The organism is Streptomyces kurssanovii, from assembly GCF_040677245.1.
GTDB lineage: Bacteria > Actinomycetota > Actinomycetes > Streptomycetales > Streptomycetaceae > Streptomyces > Streptomyces kurssanovii.
In genome coordinates this window covers 44,587-62,271 of the sequence record NZ_JBFAQK010000041.1, presented here as the reverse complement: position 1 = coordinate 62,271, position 17,685 = coordinate 44,587, and the positions used below count along the sequence as shown (strand labels likewise).

General features: G+C 70.2%; 15 protein-coding genes, 1 tRNA gene and 1 pseudogene. 9 read left to right on the top strand and 8 right to left on the bottom strand.

Annotated features, from left to right (window positions below):
* Nucleotides 1–74: 74 nt before the first annotated feature.
* Both AB0K36_RS24760 and AB0K36_RS24755 read right to left on the bottom strand, forming a co-directional pair.
* A complete protein-coding gene (locus AB0K36_RS24760; RefSeq protein ID WP_364598283.1) occupies nt 75–1,628 on the bottom strand; it encodes an MFS transporter in 1,554 nt (517 codons plus the stop codon).
* A 111-nt stretch (nt 1,629–1,739) separates the two neighbouring features.
* A complete protein-coding gene (locus AB0K36_RS24755) occupies nt 1,740–2,381 on the bottom strand; it encodes a TetR/AcrR family transcriptional regulator (protein WP_364598280.1) in 642 nt (213 codons plus the stop codon).
* A gap of 360 nt (nt 2,382–2,741) precedes the next feature.
* Here AB0K36_RS24755 and AB0K36_RS24750 point away from each other — a divergent pair, with 360 nt between their 5' ends.
* Nucleotides 2,742–4,031 carry a M6 family metalloprotease domain-containing protein gene (locus AB0K36_RS24750; protein ID WP_364598277.1) on the top strand — a complete coding sequence of 430 codons (1,290 nt, stop codon included), beginning with the start codon at nt 2,742–2,744 and terminating at the stop codon, nt 4,029–4,031.
* Here the strand turns inward: AB0K36_RS24750 and AB0K36_RS24745 are convergent.
* Nucleotides 4,006–5,754 (bottom strand): class I adenylate-forming enzyme family protein, encoded by a 1,749-nt coding sequence (locus tag AB0K36_RS24745; protein ID WP_435877929.1) that lies wholly within the window; start codon nt 5,752–5,754, stop codon nt 4,006–4,008. The genes AB0K36_RS24750 and AB0K36_RS24745 overlap by 26 nt on opposite strands.
* 259 nt (nt 5,755–6,013) lie before the next feature.
* Here AB0K36_RS24745 and AB0K36_RS24740 point away from each other — a divergent pair, with 259 nt between their 5' ends.
* Both AB0K36_RS24740 and AB0K36_RS24735 read left to right on the top strand, forming a co-directional pair.
* The gene (locus tag AB0K36_RS24740) at nt 6,014–7,846 is read left to right on the top strand and encodes an AMP-dependent synthetase/ligase (protein ID WP_364598271.1); all 1,833 of its coding nucleotides are present in this window, start codon (nt 6,014–6,016) and stop codon (nt 7,844–7,846) included.
* Nucleotides 7,847–8,073: 227 nt separating this feature from the next.
* A tRNA-Arg gene (locus AB0K36_RS24735) sits at nt 8,074–8,149 on the top strand.
* Between the two features lie 68 nt (nt 8,150–8,217).
* Here the strand turns inward: AB0K36_RS24735 and AB0K36_RS24730 are convergent.
* The 3 genes and pseudogenes from AB0K36_RS24730 to AB0K36_RS24720 all read right to left on the bottom strand — a co-directional run.
* Nucleotides 8,218–8,373, bottom strand: a pseudogene (locus AB0K36_RS24730) (site-specific integrase); the annotation flags it as partial.
* 21 nt (nt 8,374–8,394) lie between these two features.
* Nucleotides 8,395–8,664 (bottom strand): hypothetical protein, encoded by a 270-nt coding sequence (locus AB0K36_RS24725; protein WP_364598268.1) that lies wholly within the window; start codon nt 8,662–8,664, stop codon nt 8,395–8,397.
* Between the two features lie 2 nt (nt 8,665–8,666).
* The gene (locus tag AB0K36_RS24720; protein ID WP_364598265.1) at nt 8,667–9,119 is read right to left on the bottom strand and encodes a hypothetical protein; all 453 of its coding nucleotides are present in this window, start codon (nt 9,117–9,119) and stop codon (nt 8,667–8,669) included.
* Between the two features lie 535 nt (nt 9,120–9,654).
* Here AB0K36_RS24720 and AB0K36_RS24715 point away from each other — a divergent pair.
* Complete coding sequence (locus AB0K36_RS24715; protein WP_364598262.1) at nt 9,655–10,188, top strand: NUDIX hydrolase; 534 nt, start codon at nt 9,655–9,657, stop codon at nt 10,186–10,188.
* On the opposite strand, the gene AB0K36_RS24710 is transcribed toward AB0K36_RS24715, so the two are convergent.
* Nucleotides 10,166–11,515, bottom strand: coding sequence for an NsdA family TPR-like regulatory protein (locus AB0K36_RS24710; protein ID WP_364598259.1), 1,350 nt, complete (start codon nt 11,513–11,515; stop codon nt 10,166–10,168). The two genes, AB0K36_RS24715 and AB0K36_RS24710, sit on opposite strands and share 23 nt — an antisense overlap.
* A gap of 123 nt (nt 11,516–11,638) precedes the next feature.
* On the opposite strand from AB0K36_RS24710, the gene AB0K36_RS24705 reads away from it, so the two are divergent.
* From AB0K36_RS24705 to AB0K36_RS24685, 5 genes are all read left to right on the top strand, one after another.
* Nucleotides 11,639–11,839: a hypothetical protein gene (locus AB0K36_RS24705; RefSeq protein ID WP_364598257.1), complete on the top strand. Its 201-nt coding sequence runs from the start codon at nt 11,639–11,641 to the stop codon at nt 11,837–11,839.
* Complete coding sequence (locus tag AB0K36_RS24700) at nt 11,839–12,168, top strand: hypothetical protein (protein ID WP_364598254.1); 330 nt, start codon at nt 11,839–11,841, stop codon at nt 12,166–12,168. The genes AB0K36_RS24705 and AB0K36_RS24700 overlap by 1 nt, the downstream gene beginning before the upstream one ends.
* Nucleotides 12,169–12,362: 194 nt before the next feature.
* Nucleotides 12,363–13,487, top strand: coding sequence for a radical SAM protein (locus tag AB0K36_RS24695; RefSeq protein WP_364598251.1), 1,125 nt, complete (start codon nt 12,363–12,365; stop codon nt 13,485–13,487).
* A complete protein-coding gene (locus tag AB0K36_RS24690) occupies nt 13,484–13,648 on the top strand; it encodes a hypothetical protein (RefSeq protein WP_162952559.1) in 165 nt (54 codons plus the stop codon). The genes AB0K36_RS24695 and AB0K36_RS24690 overlap by 4 nt, the downstream gene beginning before the upstream one ends.
* Before the next feature lie 88 nt (nt 13,649–13,736).
* Entirely contained in the window at nt 13,737–14,603 is an 867-nt protein-coding gene (locus AB0K36_RS24685; protein WP_364598248.1) for a GNAT family N-acetyltransferase, read from the top strand.
* Nucleotides 14,604–15,401: 798 nt separating this feature from the next.
* Here AB0K36_RS24685 and AB0K36_RS24680 read toward each other — a convergent pair.
* Nucleotides 15,402–17,681 carry an FG-GAP repeat domain-containing protein gene (locus AB0K36_RS24680; RefSeq protein ID WP_364598245.1) on the bottom strand — a complete coding sequence of 760 codons (2,280 nt, stop codon included), beginning with the start codon at nt 17,679–17,681 and terminating at the stop codon, nt 15,402–15,404.
* Nucleotides 17,682–17,685: the final 4 nt, after the last annotated feature.

The following is a 17,685-nucleotide window of genomic DNA, read 5'->3' as shown; positions in this document are numbered from 1 at the left end:
GGGTGCGTTTCGCACCCGGACGGGGCCCTTCTTCATGCGCGTACCGCCTGGTCCTCCCGCGGCCCGGGTCCGGCTCAGTGCGCGATGACGGGAACCTTGATCTCGTCGTCGGCGCCCGCGCCCTCACCGGAGCCCGCCGCGACCGGACCGGCCCCGGGGCGCCCGCTGTTGATGAGCGTGAACGCGATCGCCGCGGCAACCGCCAGGATGCCGACCGCCCACCAGATGGCCGACGAGAAGCCGTGCACCATGCCCTGGAGCTCCAGCAGCTTCGGGTTGCTCGCGCCGGCGGCGTGCGAGGCGATGTACGAGGTCGTGGCGGAGGCCGCGATCGTGTTCAGCAGAGCCGTACCGATCGCGCCGCCCACCTGCTGGGAGGTGTTGACCATCGCGGAGGCGACACCGGCGTCCGCCGGGTTCACGCCGTGCGTGGACAGGGACATCGCCGGCATGAACGCCGTACCCATGCCGAGGCCGAGCAGCAGCTGGGCCGGCAGGATCAGGCCCGCGTAGGAGCTGTCGATCTCCAGCTGCGTCAGCAGCAGCATGCCGATCGCCGCCATGACGAAGCCCGGGCCCATCAGCAGGCGCGGCGCCACCCGCGTCATCAGCCGGGCGCCGATCTGGGTCGAGCCGGTGATCATGCCCGCGATCATCGGCAGGAAGGCGAAGCCCGTCATGACGGGCGAGTAGCCCTTCACGACCTGCAGGTAGAACGTCAGGAAGAGGAAGAGCCCGAACATCGCGATGATGGCGAGGCCGAGCGACAGGTAGACACCGCCGCGGTTGCGCTCGGTCAGGACCCGCAGGGGCAGCAGCGGCGACTTGACCTTCGCCTCGGTGGCGACGAACGCGGCGAGCAGCACGACGGAGGCGACGAACATGCCCACGGTCAGCCCGTCGGACCAGCCGGCGGACTCGGCGCGGGTGAAGCCGTACACGAGCGCCACCAGGCCGAGCGTGGACAGCACGACACCGGGGATGTCCAGCGGGGAGCGGTTGCGCGCACCCGCCGGCTCACGAATCACCAGGTACGCGCCGACGGCGGCGACGATCGCGAAGGGGATGTTGACGTAGAACGTCCAGCGCCAGTTCAGGAACTCGGTGAGGAAGCCGCCGAGGATGAGGCCCACGGCGCCACCGCCACCGGCGATCGCACCGTAGATGCCGAAGGCCTTGGCGCGCTCCTTGGCGTCGGTGAACATCACGGCGAGCAGCGAGAGCGCGGCGGGTGCGAGCAGCGCGCCGAACACGCCCTGCAGGGCACGCGCCCCGAGCATCATCGCCTCACCGGTCGCCGCGCCGCCGAGCGCGGAGGCGGCGGCGAAGCCGAGCAGTCCGACGATGAAGGTGCGCCTGCGTCCCCACAGGTCGGCGATGCGGCCGCCGAAGAGCAGCAGCCCGCCGAAGGCGAGGGCGTAGGCCGTGATGACCCACTGCCGGTTGGCGTCGGAGATCCCGAGGTCCTGCTGGGCGGTGGGAAGCGCGATGTTCACGATCGTCGCGTCGAGCACCACCATCAGCTGGGCGAGGGCTATGAAGACCAGAGCTTTCCAGCGGCTCGGGTCGGGGAGTCCCGGGCCGGACAGTCTCGGCTCGGACGATGAAATGTCGGCTGTTTTCGGCATGCGTCTGGCCACCTAATGGGTAACGGGAGGTGACACGCCGCCGGGTGACCGAGGGTCACACGGAGCGCGTAAAGGACTCAGGAGTGCGGGAGGGCGGAAGGACTCACGGCGTCACGTGGTGCGCAGGTCCTCCAGGGTCGCGGCCGTCCCGGGCAGTTCGGAGCGCGCGGGCGCCTCGAGTCCGTCCAGGAACAGCTGAAGATGACGGTGGACGAACCGGTCCATGTTCGGGCACGCGGTGCCCGGAAGCGGCCGGGTGAGCTGGGAGAGCGCCACCATCAGGTCGCCCACGGCGACGTCGGTGCGCATCCGGCCGGCCGCCTGCGCCGCCTCGACGAGACCGCGCACGGCCATGTCGAGTCGCTCGCGGCCGGCGTGCAGGTCGGGGTGGTCGGTGTCGAAGGCGCCGGAGAGCATGGGGCACAGGGCCCCGATCCGCTCGTCGGCCGCCACGTGGACGAAGCGGCGCAGCGCCGCGAAGGGGTCGGCCTCCTCGGCCGCCGCGGCGTCCGCCTGCTCCGTGGTGCGGGACAGGACGAGGAGGACGACCTCGCGGATCAGGACCGCGCGGTCGGGGAAGTGGCGGTAGAGCGTCGCGTTGCCGATGCCCGCACGGCGGGCGATCTCGTCGAGCGGGACTTCCGGCCCGAACTCGACGAACATCTCGCGCGCGGCCGACACGATCCGCTCGCGATTGCGCAGGGCGTCCGCCCGGGGGCGCGGCGGGCGGCGCGTTTCGGCGGCGATGCTCACGACTCCACTTCCTTCCGTGTTCTCCGTCCGCGGCTTGCGGGGCCGGCGGGTTGCCGGGTGCCGGGGCCGGGCCTGTCAGCCTCTGCCGGCGGTCCGGGACTTCGGCGCTGAAGTCCCGTGGCGTTCGGTGGGCCCCAACCGGGGACCGTGTCCCCGTTTCAGCGGAGACACGGGTTCAAACGGGGAAACGATCCCCGGTTATTTCCCCTCCGTGCTGTGACCTGAGCCACATATGCCTTCCGCCGGGAAAACCCCACGATCGGACCACCCGACGCGCGCCCCGCCACCGCCCGACACAGGCTGTTCGAAGTGAGCGCAGCCAGGGCCCGGCCTGCTGCCGCGGACCCCGAAGGCGATCGCATGGAGCAGACCCGCCACCGGATACGCAGACGCGGCAGGCTCGCCGGACTCGCCGCCTTCGCAGCCCTGACGCTGGCCGCCCTCACCACGGCGAGCTCGACGGTCCCGGCCCCCCACCGGGTCTACGCCGGCCCCAGCTCCGCGCCAGACGCCGTGGGCCTCGGACCCTGCCGTATCCCGACCGGCATCGGCGTCCAGATGTCGGAGGGCCTGCCCACCCCCGCCGGATACACCCGCTCCACCGGCGTGGTCCGCGCTCTCAACCTGATGATCGACTTTCCGGACGCGGAGGGCGCCGGTTCCGCCCTCGACCGGCTGGCGGAGTTCTTCCCCCAGACCTCGCAGTGGTTCGCCACCAGCTCGTACGGCCGGCTCAGCTACCGGCCGCACGCCCCCGTGAGCGACTGGCTGCGGATGCCGATGCCGTTCGCCGCCTACGGGATAGAGCGCGGCTCACCGTACGAACCGGGGTACCGGCAGCTTGTCGAGGACCTGGTCTCCGTCGCCGACCCGAAGGTGGACTTCGCCGACTACGACCTCGTCAACGTCCTGGTGACCCCCAACGCCGGCCCGTCGGCGCTGGACACCGTGCTCTCGGTGACCTTCTCCGGCAACGAGGCGGCACCGGTCGCCGACGGCGTGCCGCTCGCCAACACGTCCTTCGTCTACAGCCGTCAGGACGACGGTTCCGGCTCGTACTCGGAGACCGGCTACCGCGTCCTGCCGCACGAGAACGGCCACGTCTTCGGGCTGCCCGACCTCTACACCGCGAGCGGCGGCGGCGCGGTGGGCCACTGGGACATCATGTCCGAGGACTGGGGCGCCAACAACGACCTGCTCGGCTGGCACAAGTGGAAGCTCGGCTGGCTGGACAACAGCCAGATCGGGTGCGCCGCCACCCCCGGCACGACCGAGTACACCCTCACCCCGCTCGCCACGCGCGGCGGCTCCAAGATGGCGGTCGTGCCGCTGGACGAGAGCACCGGCTACGCGGCCGAGGTGCGCACCCGGGCCGGGAACGACGACCACGTGTGCGAGCCGGGCGTGCTCATCTACCGCGTGAAATCCGACGTCGACACGGGGCAGGGCCCGGTGACCGTCTCCGACAGCGACCGCGACAGCGGCGGCTGCACCCGGGGCGCCAACATCCACGCCGAACTGTCAGACGCCCCCTACCGGCCGGGCCAGACCTTCCACGACCGCGAGAACGGGATACGCATCTCGGTGGTCGACGAGGACGAGAACGGTGTCTACCGGGTCCGGATCACCCGCTCCGAAGCGACTCCCTGAGAACCCGCTTGAGGATCTTGCCCGTCGGGTTGCGCGGGATCGGCTCGTCCCGCAGCAGGACGTGGGCGGGCACCTTGAAGGCGGCCAGCTTCCCGCCGACGTGCGCCCTCAGCTCCTCCGCGGTGACCGTGGCGCCGGCACGCAACCGGACCACGGCCGCGACCTCCTCCCCCAGCACCGGGTGCGGCACGCCCAGCACAGCGGCGTCGGCGACCTCGGGGTGGTCGTGCAGCACGGCCTCGACCTCGACGCAGTACACGTTCTCCCCGCCCCGGACCACCATGTCCTTGATCCGGTCGACGATGCTGACGCGGCCCTCCCGCACCGTCGCGAGGTCTCCGGTCCTGAACCAGCCGTCCTGGAAGGCGGCCGCGCCGGCCGGCTCGTCGCGCCAGTAGCCGCGGACGAGCGACTGCCCGCGCAGCCACAGCTCGCCGACCTCCCCCTCGGGGAGCGGCTCGCCGTCCGCTCCGGCGATCCGCACCTCGGTCGCGGGCGAGGGCATGCCCACACTGCCCGGGTCGTCGCGGTAGCCGTCCCCCGAGTTGGCGAGCACACCGCCGCAGGTCTCGGTCAGTCCGTAACCGCTGCGGGGCTCGATCCGGTGCCCGTAGCGGGCGGTCAGCCGGGCGACCAGATCGGGCGGGGCGGCCGCGCCGCCCGTGCTGAGGTGGCTGAGCGTCGCCAGGTCCGAGCCGGTGCGCTCGGCGGCGTCGAGAAGCTGGAGCGCCGTCGTCGGCACGCCCGAGTAGTGCGTGACGCCGTGCTCCTCGATCAACGCGAGGGCCTTCTCCGCGTCCCACTTCCGCATCAGTACGAGCGTGCCGCCGACGCCCATCATCGAGTACAGCGTGGTGAACGCGGCCACATGGAAGAACGGGAACGTCATCAGGACGACCGGCGCGGGCCCCTGTCCGGGCAGCACACCGCGCGCGAGCGATGCGGCCGCCGCGTGGTAGCGGGGGTGCAGTGCCGCGCCGGCCTGTGCGAGATGCGTGGCGACGGCGCCCTTGGGGCGGCCGGTGGTCCCGGACGTGTAGATGATCGTCGCGTCGTCCTCAGCGGCGACCTCGACGGCGGGCGGCGCGGCGAACGGGTCCGGCGCGGGCAGGTCCTCGTACCGCTCGACACCACCGGCACCAGCGCCGGCAGCCTCGTCGCGGAGTCCGCCCTCGTGCCCGTCGCGGGGTCCGTCGTCGAGACCGTCGCGGGGTCCCTCCTGGTGGAAGACGACGCAGCGCGCGCCGTTGCGCTTCCGCCACTCCTCGACGCGCGGCAGCCGCTCACCGTCCACGAGCAGGACGCGCGGCGTGCAGTCGTCCAGCGCGTACGTCAGCTCTTCCTCGGTCCACCAGGCGTTGAGCGGGACGGCGACGAGGCCGGCGAGCTGCGCCGCCCAGAAGGCGATCTGCCACTCGGGGTGGTTGCGCATCGCGACGGCCGCCCGGTCCCCGGGACGCAGCCCGTAGACGTCCACGAACCGCCGGGCCAGGGCGGACGCGGCGGCGAAGAACTCGCCGTACGTGTACGTCCCGCTCTCCGCCACGAGGAACGGCCGGTCCCCGAACGCCCACGTCGCCTCGACGAACTCCGGCAAGGTGCGGGGCCCGTTCGCGTAGATCAGCCCGCCGTCCTCGCCCCGTACGACTTCGAAGGGAGCACCGGGAGCGGTGAGGGCGGCTACGGGGTACGAGTGCGACACGGGCGGCCTTCCTAAGCGCATGCTCAGTACGCCCGCGACGCTATGCCGCTCCTCGGACCCCGTCAAGCGCCGGCCGCCGGCCCCGCCCGCCCCCTGGCCAACCCCCGTCCACCCTGACCGCCGACCGGATTCCCACTCCCGACGTACTGTCGTAACCCGGTCTTAATCGCGCATGCGAGCGAGCGGCGTCAAGACCCTAGGCAGCCACGTCAATGGCCGGTACTTTGCGCCCCTGCCCGCTGCGAAACGCGGCGCGGCGGTGGCTCATCAAGGGGGTACTTTGCGCGACTTCAGCCTTCCGCCGCTGGTGGAGACCCTGGCGACGGGAAGCCTTGCCGACTCGGTCTACGACGTGGCCGAGCGCACCCCGAAGCTGTTACAGCTGTCCCGGCGCGTCAGCGGCCCCGGCGGCGACGAGTGGGTCCCGGTGACCGCGTCCGAATTCCGTGACGAGGTGGTGGGGTTGGCGAAGGGACTGCTGGCCGAGGGCATACGACTCGGTGAGCGGGTCGCCGTGATGTCCCGGACCCGCTACGAGTGGACCCTGTTCAGCTATGCGCTGTGGTCGATCGGCGCGCAGGTCGTACCCGTCTACCCCACTTCCTCCGCGGACCAGGTCCGTTGGATCCTGTCGAACACCGAGGTGGTGGCCATCGTGGTCGAGCACGAGGACCACGCCATGACGGTGGGGGCGGCCTGCGACGGGCTGTCGCTGCTCCGTTCGATGTGGCAGCTGGACTCGGGCTGCGTCGAACGGCTGACGGAGCGGGGCCGGCATGTGCCGGAGACCGTGGTGCACCGTCACCGCCGGGCGGTGGGACCGCAGTCGATCGCCGCCATCACGTACACGTCGGGCACCACCGGCCGGCCCAGGGGCTGTGTGATCACCCACGCCAACCTCGCGGCCGAGTGCGACACCCTGTACACGGGCTGGAAGAGCATCCTCGCCGAGCCGGGCGAGCAGCCGTGCATCCTCGCCTTCCTGCCGCTGTCGCACATCTACGGGCTGATGGTGCAGGTGGCCTGCATGCGGGGCGGCGTCAGGCTGGGCCACCAGCCCGACCTCTCGCCCGACGCGCTGCTCCCCGCCCTCGCGTCCTTCCGGCCGACCTACATCTTCGCCGTGCCGTACATCTTCGAGAAGATCTTCGACAAGGCGCGCCGGGCGGCCGAGCAGGCCGGGCGGGGGGAACTGTTCGACAAGGCCGTCGACACGGCGGTGCGCTACGCCGAGGAGGTGCAGCGGCGGGAGACAGGTGAGGGGCCCGGGCCGGGACGGATGCTCAAGGCCAGGCACGCCCTCTACGACCGCCTGGTGTACCGGCGGCTGCGGGCCGTACTGGGCGGCCGCGTCCGGCACGCCACCTCAGGCGGCTCGACCCTCGACCGGGAACTCGGCCTGTTCTTCGACGGCGCAGGGATCACCGTCCACGACGGGTACGGGCTCACGGAGACCACCGCCGCGGTGACCAGCCAGCCACCGGGCCGCCCCCGGTTCGGCACCGTGGGCCGGCCGCTGCCGGGCTGCTCCGTACACATCGCCCAGGACGGGGAGATCTGGGTCCGCGGCGACGTCGTCTTCGCCGGCTACCACAACGACCCGGTGGCCACCGGGTCCGTCCTGCGCGACGGCTGGCTCGCGACGGGCGACGTGGGCTGGCTCGACGACGGCTATCTCGTGATCACGGGACGCAAGAAGGACATCATCGTCACCAGCGGCGGGAAGAGCGTCAGCCCCCGGATCCTGGAGGACCGGCTACGCCTGCACCCGCTGATCTCGCAGTGCCTCGTGGTCGGCGACAACCGGCCGTTCATCGCGGCCCTGATCACCCTGGACCCCGAGGCGTCGAAGCACTGGTACCAACTGCGCGGCAAACAGCTGTCGTTCCCTCACGGCGCGACGATCGACAAGGAACTGCACGCGGAGATCCAGCGGGCCGTGACCATGGCGAACAGTGCGGTGTCCCGGGCCGAGTCGATCCGCGCGTTCCGGATCCTCCCGAACGAGTTCAGCATGGACGACGGCCTGATGACGCCGTCACTGAAGCTGCGACGGGGCGCGATCGTGAAGGCGTACGCGGCGGACATCGAGGAGCTGTACTCGTCCACCTGAGCCGGAGTGCTCGCGGGAGCGGGCTGGAGGCCGGGCCCGGGCATGCTCCACGCCTGGGCCCGGGACGGGCGGGGGCGCGATGCCCTTCCCCCAGGGCCCGACCCCGTGCACGGACCCGCCATGCTCCCGCGCCACACCAGTACGCCGCTGACCTGCGGAAACGGGAATGTTGCCAGCGCGTATCCCTTATCCGCTAGGCTAGTCGCCGGATCTCGGCCGAGGTCCATGCCTTCGTAGCTCAGGGGATAGAGCACCGCTCTCCTAAAGCGGGTGTCGCAGGTTCGAATCCTGCCGGGGGCACCAGCGCAAAGGCCCCGGACCGATCATGGTCCGGGGCCTTTGACATCCACTTCTGACATCAACGCGGGCGGTCACTCACGACCGGGCCGCCTCTTGAGCAGCCGGTCCATGTGGCTGATGGCCTCGCGCTGCGTGTCCTGGACGACGTGCGTATAGACGTCCATGGTGACGCTGATCTGGCTGTGCCCGAGGATCTCCATCACGACGCGAGGAGCGAGTCCGGACGCAGCTTCCCAACCGGGTGCGTGTCACCCGAACACAGGGAGGTTGGCGGCTGCGTACTCATCGGCTGTGCGGAACACGCTGGCACAGCGTGGGCACTCCGCGCGGCCGAAGAGATATGTCACCCCCTCGGCCAGCCGGTCTTGACCGTCCCGGACCGCGAGGTCGTACATCCACCGCCCCATGCCGTCGAGCTCCGCGACGGACGCCGGCAGCAGGTCGCGCCGGTCGACATCGCCCGCGTCCCAGTCCCGGTAGGCCGAGTAGTACCCGTATCCCCCGATGGCGATGGTCACCGTCAGGGCGCAGTGCGGACAGTCCACCTCGTAGAACTCGTCGCTGACGTCACCGAGGACGGCACTCCAGTGGAACTGCCCTTCGATCGCGAGGAGGGTGCGAAGGCCCCGATGTAGTCGGTCGGACGCGTCCGCAGACGCTGGTCCACCAGTTCCCGAAGCTCCGCGATGGCGTCGGGGCTCTCCACGAACATGCGCTCACCCTGATCGTCCGTCATCGCGCTGCGCACGATCCCTCCGGCCATATCCAGCGCTTGTGTTTCGCTCCGGGCGAGCGCGACCAGACGTGGCAGTGCGGCAAGACTCCCAGGGACGAGGGTCTCGCCCTCGATGCACAGCATGGTCCATAGCTCGCGCCACACGCTCTCGTCTCCGGTCCCTGCCTCCACCTGCTCCAGGAGTGCGGGCACGAGCTCGGCGGTCCGAGGTACGTAAGGCGGTTCCCACTTCGTCACCCTCACATTCAAGCGTGCCCAGAGCCGCCCAGAAGGCCCGGATCCCGAGATGACCAGATCGGCTGGGGCGTGTCCCTCGCGTGCCCCGTGCAGCGGGGAACAGCAGGGACCGACGGGCGCTTGCGGGCGGCCAAACCTGAAAGCGACCCCTGGCCGTAGCACTGGTCAGGGACCGTTTCACTGTGCGGTGCGTGCGGGATTTGAACCCACGGTGACTCGCGCCACGGCGGTTTTCAAGAGGGTGCTGCGGGAAGCCTGCTGTACGTGCCTGACCTGCTCCTTCGGGCCCGTCACTAGCCCCTGTGGTCCCAGGCGGTCCACGCCGGGTCCACTGCGACCGCTGCGGGCCCGATCGCACCCTCTCCAGCAGTCCTACAGATGCCCCGCTCGCGGTCTTGGGCGAGGGCCAATCGCTACCGTCCGCGTCTCCTCAGGCCGGCTGCCTATTCGTCACTATGACGTGAATTTGATTGAACCTGGGAGCCGGTGTCCGTAGCTCTGCGATGCTGGAGGCCGATCGAGAGGGGCCGCAGCGATGCAGTGGAAGATCCACGGGGAACGTCCGATCTACGAGAACAGATGGGTGAACTTGTGGCTCACCGACGTCGAGACGCCTGACGGGAGCCGCTGGGAGCATCACGTCGTCAAGCTCCGCCACCTGGCCGTGGCCGCCGTCGTCAACGAGCGGCGCGAGGTCCTGATGCTGTGGCGGCATCGCTTCATCACGAACGCCTGGGCATGGGAGCTGCCCATGGGGTTGGTCGAGGAGGGCGAGAGCCCGGCGGAAGCAGCAGCCCGTGAGGTGCTGGAGGAGACCGGCTGGCGGCCCGGCCCGATCAAGTCGCTGATCTACGCCGAGCCGGCCAATGGCATCACCGACTCCCAGCACCACGTCTTCCGGGCTGACGGAGCGACGTACGAAGGTCCGCCGACCGAGAAGAACGAGTCGGACCGGATCGAATGGATCCCGCTGGCCAACGTGCGGGGCATGATCGACCGACGCGAGATTGTCAGCAGTGGTTCCCTCGTCGGTCTGCTCTACGTACTTATGGACGACGCGATCCGCTGATCTGCCGGGGCAGCGCTTCCCGGAGCCTGGACTCGAACGCCACCGCGGCCGGTTCCCGGCGGAAGGGCTCCAGCTGCTCGTAGAACTCCCGGAGGTGGCCGGCGACTCGTTGCGAGCTGACGGCCGCTGCCGGGGCCAGGGCGTCCATGGCCGTGTGGCACGCCTCGTCGAGTTTGCCGCGTTGGAGCTGGGTGCGGGCGAGCCAGAAAGCGTGGAAGGCGCGGCCTCGGTGGTTCGTCTGGTGTTCTCGGCGCAGAGCGTCCGCGATGAGGGGTTCGGCGAGGGCGACTTCGCCCAGGCGGCCGTGCGCGATACCGGTGTCCACGATCAGCTTCGGCTCGTCGAAGTAGGCGACCCAGGCCGGGTCCGGATCACCGGTGCTGATCCGTCCGAAGTGGGTGTGCGCTTCCGAGATCGCGGTGTGGGTAGCGCCGTGGTTGCCGAGGGTGGCGTGGGCGAAGGCTTCGCGCATCGCGAGCATGGCCAGCACGCGCGGTGTCGTCCCTGCGGTCGTTCGGGCCTGGTCCTGGGCGGCCGTGACGAGTGCGAGGGCGTCGCCGGGCTTGTCCTGGTAGGTGGCCTGGAGACTCATGCAGGCGAGGACGTTGGCCATGAACTGGCGGTCGTCAATGGCCTTGGCCAGGCCGAGGGATTCGGTGAAGTAGGCGCGTGCCTGGTTGTACTGGCGGGCGTCGAAGTAGGTCCATCCGGTGAGCCGGGCCAACTCGGCCGCGATGCTGTGCAGGCCGTCCCGTAGAGGAGCCGGACGCTGCTCCTTGAGGAGGTCGACGACGTAGCGGAGCTGGCCGACGACCGCCGACCGTAAGGTCTCGCCGCCGTGCTCGTCGTCCCGGCGCCAGTAATCCGCGATCGACGAGTGCAACGCGTCCAGCGTCGACGCGCTGAGATCCTGCTCGGCTGCCAGGGCGAGGATGCTGTCGACGTCCGCCCCCGGTAGTCCGACGGCCAGTGGTTCGACGGCTGAGGGGGCCGGTACCTCGGCCGGTTCGCGGGGCGTGACTGTCAGGCTGGGCGGCGTCTCCCAGGAGCGTCGGGCAAGGCCGAGCATGTGTCCGGGGATGCGCAGTCCGTCCGAGATCCGTTCGATCACGTCCATGTGCAGCAGCTGCCGCCGTCCGGCGATCACCTCGCCCACGCGGCTCGGGGTCAGGTCGCAGCGACGCGCGACCATCGACGGATAGATGCCTGCTCGTGCCTTGACCAGCTGAAAGATGCGGCCGAAGTCTCTGGCCTGGCATGCCTCGATCATCACTGGGTCCGTGAGCAGGCTGACCGGGAGTTCCTTCGAGCGAGATGGCTCGGGCATCGGGCACGCTCCGGCATGAGGACTACGGATCGCTGCACTTGGTCAACCGAGGGTGATGTTACCCAAGTTGGGTAATCCGCTTGGCCTTTCTGACCGGTCCCGCGGATCGCGATGCTCCTGGCCATGGCGAACGGACAGGACGACGTACGGATGACGTTGCGGGTCTCCCGCGACTCCGGCCAGACGTGGGGGCCTCTCACTGAGGTACGCGTGGGCGAGGACCCGGTGGTCCCGGAGAACCCGGGCCGCTACCCGCCGTGCCTCTGCCCCCGGTGCTCGCAGCAGGCCCGGAACGCCGTCGCATCCTTCCGGATGGTGTCGTGATGCGGTGCGTGCACTGGCGCGGGGTGCCCCTCGACCTGGCACGGGAAGCGCGGGAGAAGTCGGCCGCCCCGTACATCGACAGGGCCGTGCAGTGCCAGCTGTCCGCACACGACGAAGGTGAGCACTTCGGTCTCCTCACCGACGCCGGCGCATACGGGACCGCGCTGTGGCTCCGCTGGCACGGGGCGGACGAGGCGGAACTTGTCGTACTGCCGGACTGCCCGGTGGCCGCCCCGGGTCCTGACGGTGAGGGCTGCTGCCTGTTCGCCGACCACGCCAGGCAGCACACCTGGGAAGACGCCCTGGAGGAGGTCTCGTGCACCAACTGATCGCGAGCCCGCCCAAGACCTGGCGCCCTCGCTCGCCTCGCAACGAACAGTGCGGGGACTGCGGTGGCAGCGGCGCCAATTCGTCCGGCAGAACCTGCGGCACCTGCAACGGGCTTGGCGAGATCCACTGCCGCCGCCGGCCGCCAGGAGTCCCGTGTGCTGTCCCGCTCCGTGATCCGGAAGGAGGGCCACCGATGGCCCACGCTCTGATCGCCTCCCCGTTCCTCGACGGGCACCTTCTCCTCAAGCCGGGAGCAAGGGCCGGTGCCCGAATCTCCGCCGACCACTACGAGGGCCTGCGCCAGGCCGCCACCGACGGTGAGTCGCTTCCCGCCTGGGCGGTGCAGACCGCCGCCGACATGTGGGGCCTGGACCTGGGCGGCCGCCCCGCGCAGGACACCGTGCTGGTACGCCAGCCGTCCCCGTATGGATACTGCCGGGCCTCCTGGGAAATCAACCTCGGCTGCAACTTCGGCTGTAAGCACTGCTACCTCGGCGAGCGGCCCTTCTCCGGCCTCGGCTGGGAGGACAAGGTGCGGCTGCTGGACATCATGCGCGAGGCCGGTGTCCTCTGGCTCCAGATCACCGGCGGCGAACCCACCATGGATCCCCACTTCCAGGGCGCCTACCGGTACGCCTGGCAGGCCGGGATGATGCTCACCATCTCCACCAACGGCTCGCTGCTCTGGCGGCCGGACCTCCTCAAGCTCTTCCGTGACTGCCCGCCTTACCGCCTGGTGGTCAGCATGTACGGGGCGAGTGAGGAGTCCTTCGACACGCTCACCCAGCGCCGCGGGGCGTGGAAGGCGTTCCGGCGCGGCGTCGACGCCGCACGCGAGGCGGGGCTGCCGCTGCGGATCAACGTCGTGGTGACCGAGGACAACGCCTCCGAGGCCGACGAGATGGCCGCCCTCGCCGACGAGTGGAACGTCGAGAACCACGCGTACACGAACATGACGCCCACGATCTACGGCGGCGGTGAGCCGCTGCTCGCCCAGTCCGCCGCCCACCTGCGGCAGCGCAAGCCGTTCGCCGGCTGCAACGCTGGACACACCTTCTTCCACGCCGACCCTCACGCCAAGGTCTCGATCTGCAAGGTCGGCCGCGACGACCAGATCGACCTGATGGCCGAAGGCATCGACGGCCTCACCCGGCTCGGCGCCATCGCCGACCGCCTCATGCTTCGCACCGGTGGGTGCGAGGGCTGCGCCCTGTCCGGCACCTGCCGGGTCTGCCGCCCCCTGGCCAAGCACTACCAGGAGGCCAAGGCGCCGCTGCACAGCTACTGCCAGCACGGAGACAAGGAGAACGCCTCATGACCCCGCCCGTACCGGTGACCATCCTCCCCGGCCCGCCGGCCTCGGCCCGCCGCGCGGCCCCGCCCGTCGCGACCGCGTCGATCACCGCCGTCCAGGACCTCGACGTGATCGTGGAGAGCGCGGAGTGCTCCTGCGACGCCGGGGACGACAACCCCCACTGACCGACACGATCAGGTCAACTCAGTTCAGGCCCTGGCGCGCTCGCGTCGGGGCCTGAGCCCTGCCCGGCTCACCGTTAGGGTGCCGCTCATGTTCTTCCGCTGGGACTGGCTCCGGCCCCAACTGACCGCGCCGATCGTGCCGACTCTCGGTCCTGTCCACCCCGACGCCCTGACCGTCGGGATCTTTGAGGACGTCCTGCGAGCGGCCGACACCGGTGGCTTCCTGCCCTACGACAAGGACCGGCGCTGGGGCGGCGAGAAGGACGAGAAAGTCCTTCACGAGGACGTGGTGCATCACCCTGAGCGCACCCTCATCCCCACCCTGACCCGGCGCGGACGCGGCACTGTGAAGGTCTTCGCCTACGGGCTCCCCGACGGCGTCGTGGATGAGGCCGCCGAGCTGGCCGCGAAGCTCACCGCCGGGTACGACGTGGCAGGCGCCCGGGTCGTACGCCCCCTCAGCCCCGAGACCACGCATCCGCGCGGCACCCGCATCCAGCTGAAGGATTTCACCGCGGGCTCCTGCCCCGCCCCCGATGGCCCGGTCCGGCCCATCACCGCCTGGCCGACCGCCGTGCAGAAGACCTTCGCGCCGTTTGCCGAGGCGATGGCCGCCGACGGCCTGGCCTTCCTCCACACCCAGATGCAGGCCAGCCGGTGCGGCCCGGTCCTCACCGCCGCAGTCGAGGACCGCATCGTGGGCGCGATCGGCCCCATGGAGGTGCTCCCCGATGCCATCGGACGCCCCCAACTCATGCCCCAGTACTTCGCCGTCCTGCCCGAGGCCCGTGGCCAGGGCCTGGGACGCATCCTGTGGCAGGCGGCAATGCACTGGGGCCAGTCCCACGGCGCCGCCTACCAACTCCTCCAGACCGAGGTCGGCGGCCCCTCTGACCGGCTGTGCCGGGCCGAAGGACTGGCCTCCCTCGGCTTCACCCACACCACAGCGGCGTAACCGCCGGATCTAGGACGCCGCGAGGTCACAACCTGTCCAGTGCCTCTCGGGTGATCCGCCGCATCACCGCGCCTCGTCACCATCGATACGTGTGTTGTAGGCGTGCGTGATGTACGTCGTCGCGGCCTGAGAGATGATCTCCGGCATGACGAAGGGCGGCCGGGCAGGCTCGGACAGCGACGAGGCCGACGCCTGGCGTGCACGATTGGGCTGGGCGTTCGGCCTCATAGCCGACGATCCCGCTGAGCGGGAGGTGGCACTCGCTCATCTGGATGGGGCTCGGAGAAATGCCTGGGCGGCTCTCGACCGGTGGAACGAGTTGTGGCATCTCACGAGGCCGCTGGGGCCGGAGGAGCAGTATCAGGAGCCGGCCTTCAGGCGGGCGCGCGAGGTGTACGCAGACATGTGTAGTCATTCCCTGCCGGAAGGACTGTGGGTGGGCGAGGGCGCCCGCGGGCCGAGTCTGCCCTATGCGCTTCTCTTTCTGGAGTGGAAGCACGGTTCCCCCGCGAATGGACAGAGCACGCAAAGGCGTGGGGCACGAAGCAGTCGCTCATCCGCCGCATGGCCGTTGCCGACCATGATCAGCCGACCAGGGCGAAGCTCATCGACCTCGTCGAGGTCGTCGTCCAGCGGGCCTACCGCTGCAAGGACCGCGAGTACGTTCGCATCGCACGAGCAGTCGACGGTGAGGACACCGGGCTGCTGAAGACTCCGCCCCGAGGCTGGACGCGCCGCCGCCCCGCGGGTTCTCCTGGTGGAGGACCCGCGGGGCGGCGGTGTGGGGCTTCGGGTGGGTCAGGAGACGTGGTTGTACGCGGGGCCACCGGTCAGGACCGGGCTGGAGACACGGCCGGCGAAGGGGCTCCTGTAGTTGCCGGTTCCGGCGTAGAAGTAGCCGGTGTTGCCCGGGCCGTACGCGAACAGGTCGGGGCGGCCGTCGTTGTTGGCGTCGCCGATGCCGATGGTGTCGGTGTACGCGTTCCAGCCGCCGCCGATCTGCTTGCGGGCGGCGAAGGTGCCGTCACCCTTGCCGAGGTAGAGCCAGAGCACACCGGCCTTGTCACGGGCGACGAGGTCACCGGCGGCGGCGCCGCCGATGTTGCCGGTGGCGGTGATCTGGTTGTAGACGCCCCAGCCGCCGTTGCCGATCTTCTGCCGCTTGGCGAAGGGGGCGCTGAGGTTGCCGGTGTTCTTGTAGAGCCACAGGACACCGGCCTTGTCGGTGGCGACCATGTCCGCCCGGCCGTCACCGTTCAGGTCGCTGCCGCCGGTGATCCGGGTGTACGTGTTCCAGCCGCCGCCGATCTGCTTGCGGGCCGAGAACGACGCCCCGTAGCCGTTGCCGGTCACGTCGTACAGCCACAGGACGCCGCTCCTGTCCCGGGCGACGAAGTCCGCGGCACCGGCGCCGATGCCGCCGATGGTCTCGATCCGGTCGTAGACCTGCCAGCCGCCACCCACCCGGCCACGCTCGTTGGTCGACGCCACGAGGGTCTTCTTGGTGGCGTCGTACGTGGTGTCGGCCCGCCACAGCACGCCCTCGGCATCCCGGGCCAGCAGGTCGGGGGTGCCGTTCCAGTTGAGGTCGTGCGGGGAGGAGACGCCCTTGGCGGCCGTGAAGCTGCCGGAGGCCTCCACGGCCGGACCGACGCCGTTCTGCGGATGGGCCGTGAACGACCAGTCGTACGTCCCGACCTCCGCGTCCTTGCCCATCTGGGATTCGGCCGCGATCTCCTGCCATCTGATGCCGAAGAACCCGTCGCGGTACCAGTAGGGGCTGCCGGCGGACTCGCTGTAGATGTGCAGCCTCTTCGCGAAGGACTTGCCGGTGCCGCGGTGGGTGATCTTCAGGTCTACGTCGACGTTCTCCCGGGACAGCTTCCACTTGAGCGGTATCGGGGAGGTGAGGTCGAAGGTGTGCGGAATCTGCGCACCGAGGTAGAGGAGCTGCACCGGCTTCCCGGTGGAGGCGACCAGCTCGGCGGCCGGCTTGCCGTCCGCGCCGAGGGAGATCCGGTAGAGCCCGTCGCCGTGCTCGACGGTGCCACCGCGCACGAACAGCGTGTTGTCGGGGCCGGTCTCGACCTGGGTGACGTAGTCGACGAGCTTGACCGTCTCGCCCGAGGTCAGGGACTTCGCCGTGAAGGGCACAAGCGGTCGCGAGTCACCCGTGCCGTCTCCCTCCAGGGTCCCCGGGGTCCCGTACATGGACCACGAGCCCAGCAGGCCGACGGCCATGCTCTCGCCCTCGTAGAGATCGAAGTCGGTCACGGTCTCGACGCCGGTGGCACGGTCCACCGTGTAGACCTTGCCCCCCTCCTCCGACCAGACCAGGTGCGTGGCGGAGAGCGAGCTCCAGCTGGTGAAGTAGGCGTCGGTCTCGTGGGTGGAGACCACCTTGGCGGCGGCGAGGTCCACCACGGCGAACTCGCGCCGCCACGACGTCTCCGACCGCAGGGCGTAGGAGAGCAGGACCGAGCCGTCACGGGGTGAACCGGAGACGATGCTCGTAGCCCCGGGCGGAAGGCCTTCGACCTTCCGCTGCGTGACGGTGTCGCCGGTACGGGTGACGAGGCGCAGCTCCACGGAGCCGTCCGGCTGTGTCATCTGCGCCAGGACCGTGTCACGGGAAACGGCCTTCACATAGACGCCGTTCAGCGGGCGGAGGTCGATCGTGACGGTCCTGCCGCCGTCGGCCATGTCATGGAGCTTCACGACCAGCGAACGGCTCGTGCTCTGTCCCTGCCCGGTCATGATCACGTCCGACCCGGTGGAATCGGCCACCGGGGCGTCGATGACGGTGGTCGAACCGTCCGCGAACCGGGTCCACTTGAGCACCGGACCCGTGGTCCCCCGCTCCTGGGTGAGGAAGCCGGTCTTTCCGGCCGCGGCGAACCGGTACGCGTCCGTCGGGTACGCGACGGGTGCCGCCTGCGTTCCCGCCTCGGCCGCCACGGCGGCGGGCGGGGGTGCGGCGGTGGCCGGGACGGACAGGGCGCCCGCACCGAGCGTGACAGCGAGGACGGTGGTGATCGCTGCGGAGACACTCCGACGGGTCGTGCGTGCGGAGATCAAAAGT

Bases quoted from the DNA above. Each gene is read 5' to 3' on its own strand.
- AB0K36_RS24760 (WP_364598283.1), bottom strand. From the start codon at position 1,628: ATGCCGAAAACAGCCGACATTTCATCGTCCGAGCCGAGACTGTCCGGC.
- AB0K36_RS24750 (WP_364598277.1), top strand. From the start codon at position 2,742: ATGGAGCAGACCCGCCACCGGATACGCAGACGCGGCAGGCTCGCCGGA.
- AB0K36_RS24745 (WP_435877929.1), bottom strand. From the start codon at position 5,754: ATGCGCTTAGGAAGGCCGCCCGTGTCGCACTCGTACCCCGTAGCCGCC.
- AB0K36_RS24715 (WP_364598262.1), top strand. From the start codon at position 9,655: ATGCAGTGGAAGATCCACGGGGAACGTCCGATCTACGAGAACAGATGG.
- AB0K36_RS24710 (WP_364598259.1), bottom strand. From the start codon at position 11,515: ATGCCCGAGCCATCTCGCTCGAAGGAACTCCCGGTCAGCCTGCTCACG.
- AB0K36_RS24705 (WP_364598257.1), top strand. From the start codon at position 11,639: ATGGCGAACGGACAGGACGACGTACGGATGACGTTGCGGGTCTCCCGC.
- AB0K36_RS24700 (WP_364598254.1), top strand. From the start codon at position 11,839: ATGCGGTGCGTGCACTGGCGCGGGGTGCCCCTCGACCTGGCACGGGAA.
- AB0K36_RS24695 (WP_364598251.1), top strand. From the start codon at position 12,363: ATGGCCCACGCTCTGATCGCCTCCCCGTTCCTCGACGGGCACCTTCTC.
- AB0K36_RS24690 (WP_162952559.1), top strand. From the start codon at position 13,484: ATGACCCCGCCCGTACCGGTGACCATCCTCCCCGGCCCGCCGGCCTCG.
- AB0K36_RS24685 (WP_364598248.1), top strand. From the start codon at position 13,737: ATGTTCTTCCGCTGGGACTGGCTCCGGCCCCAACTGACCGCGCCGATC.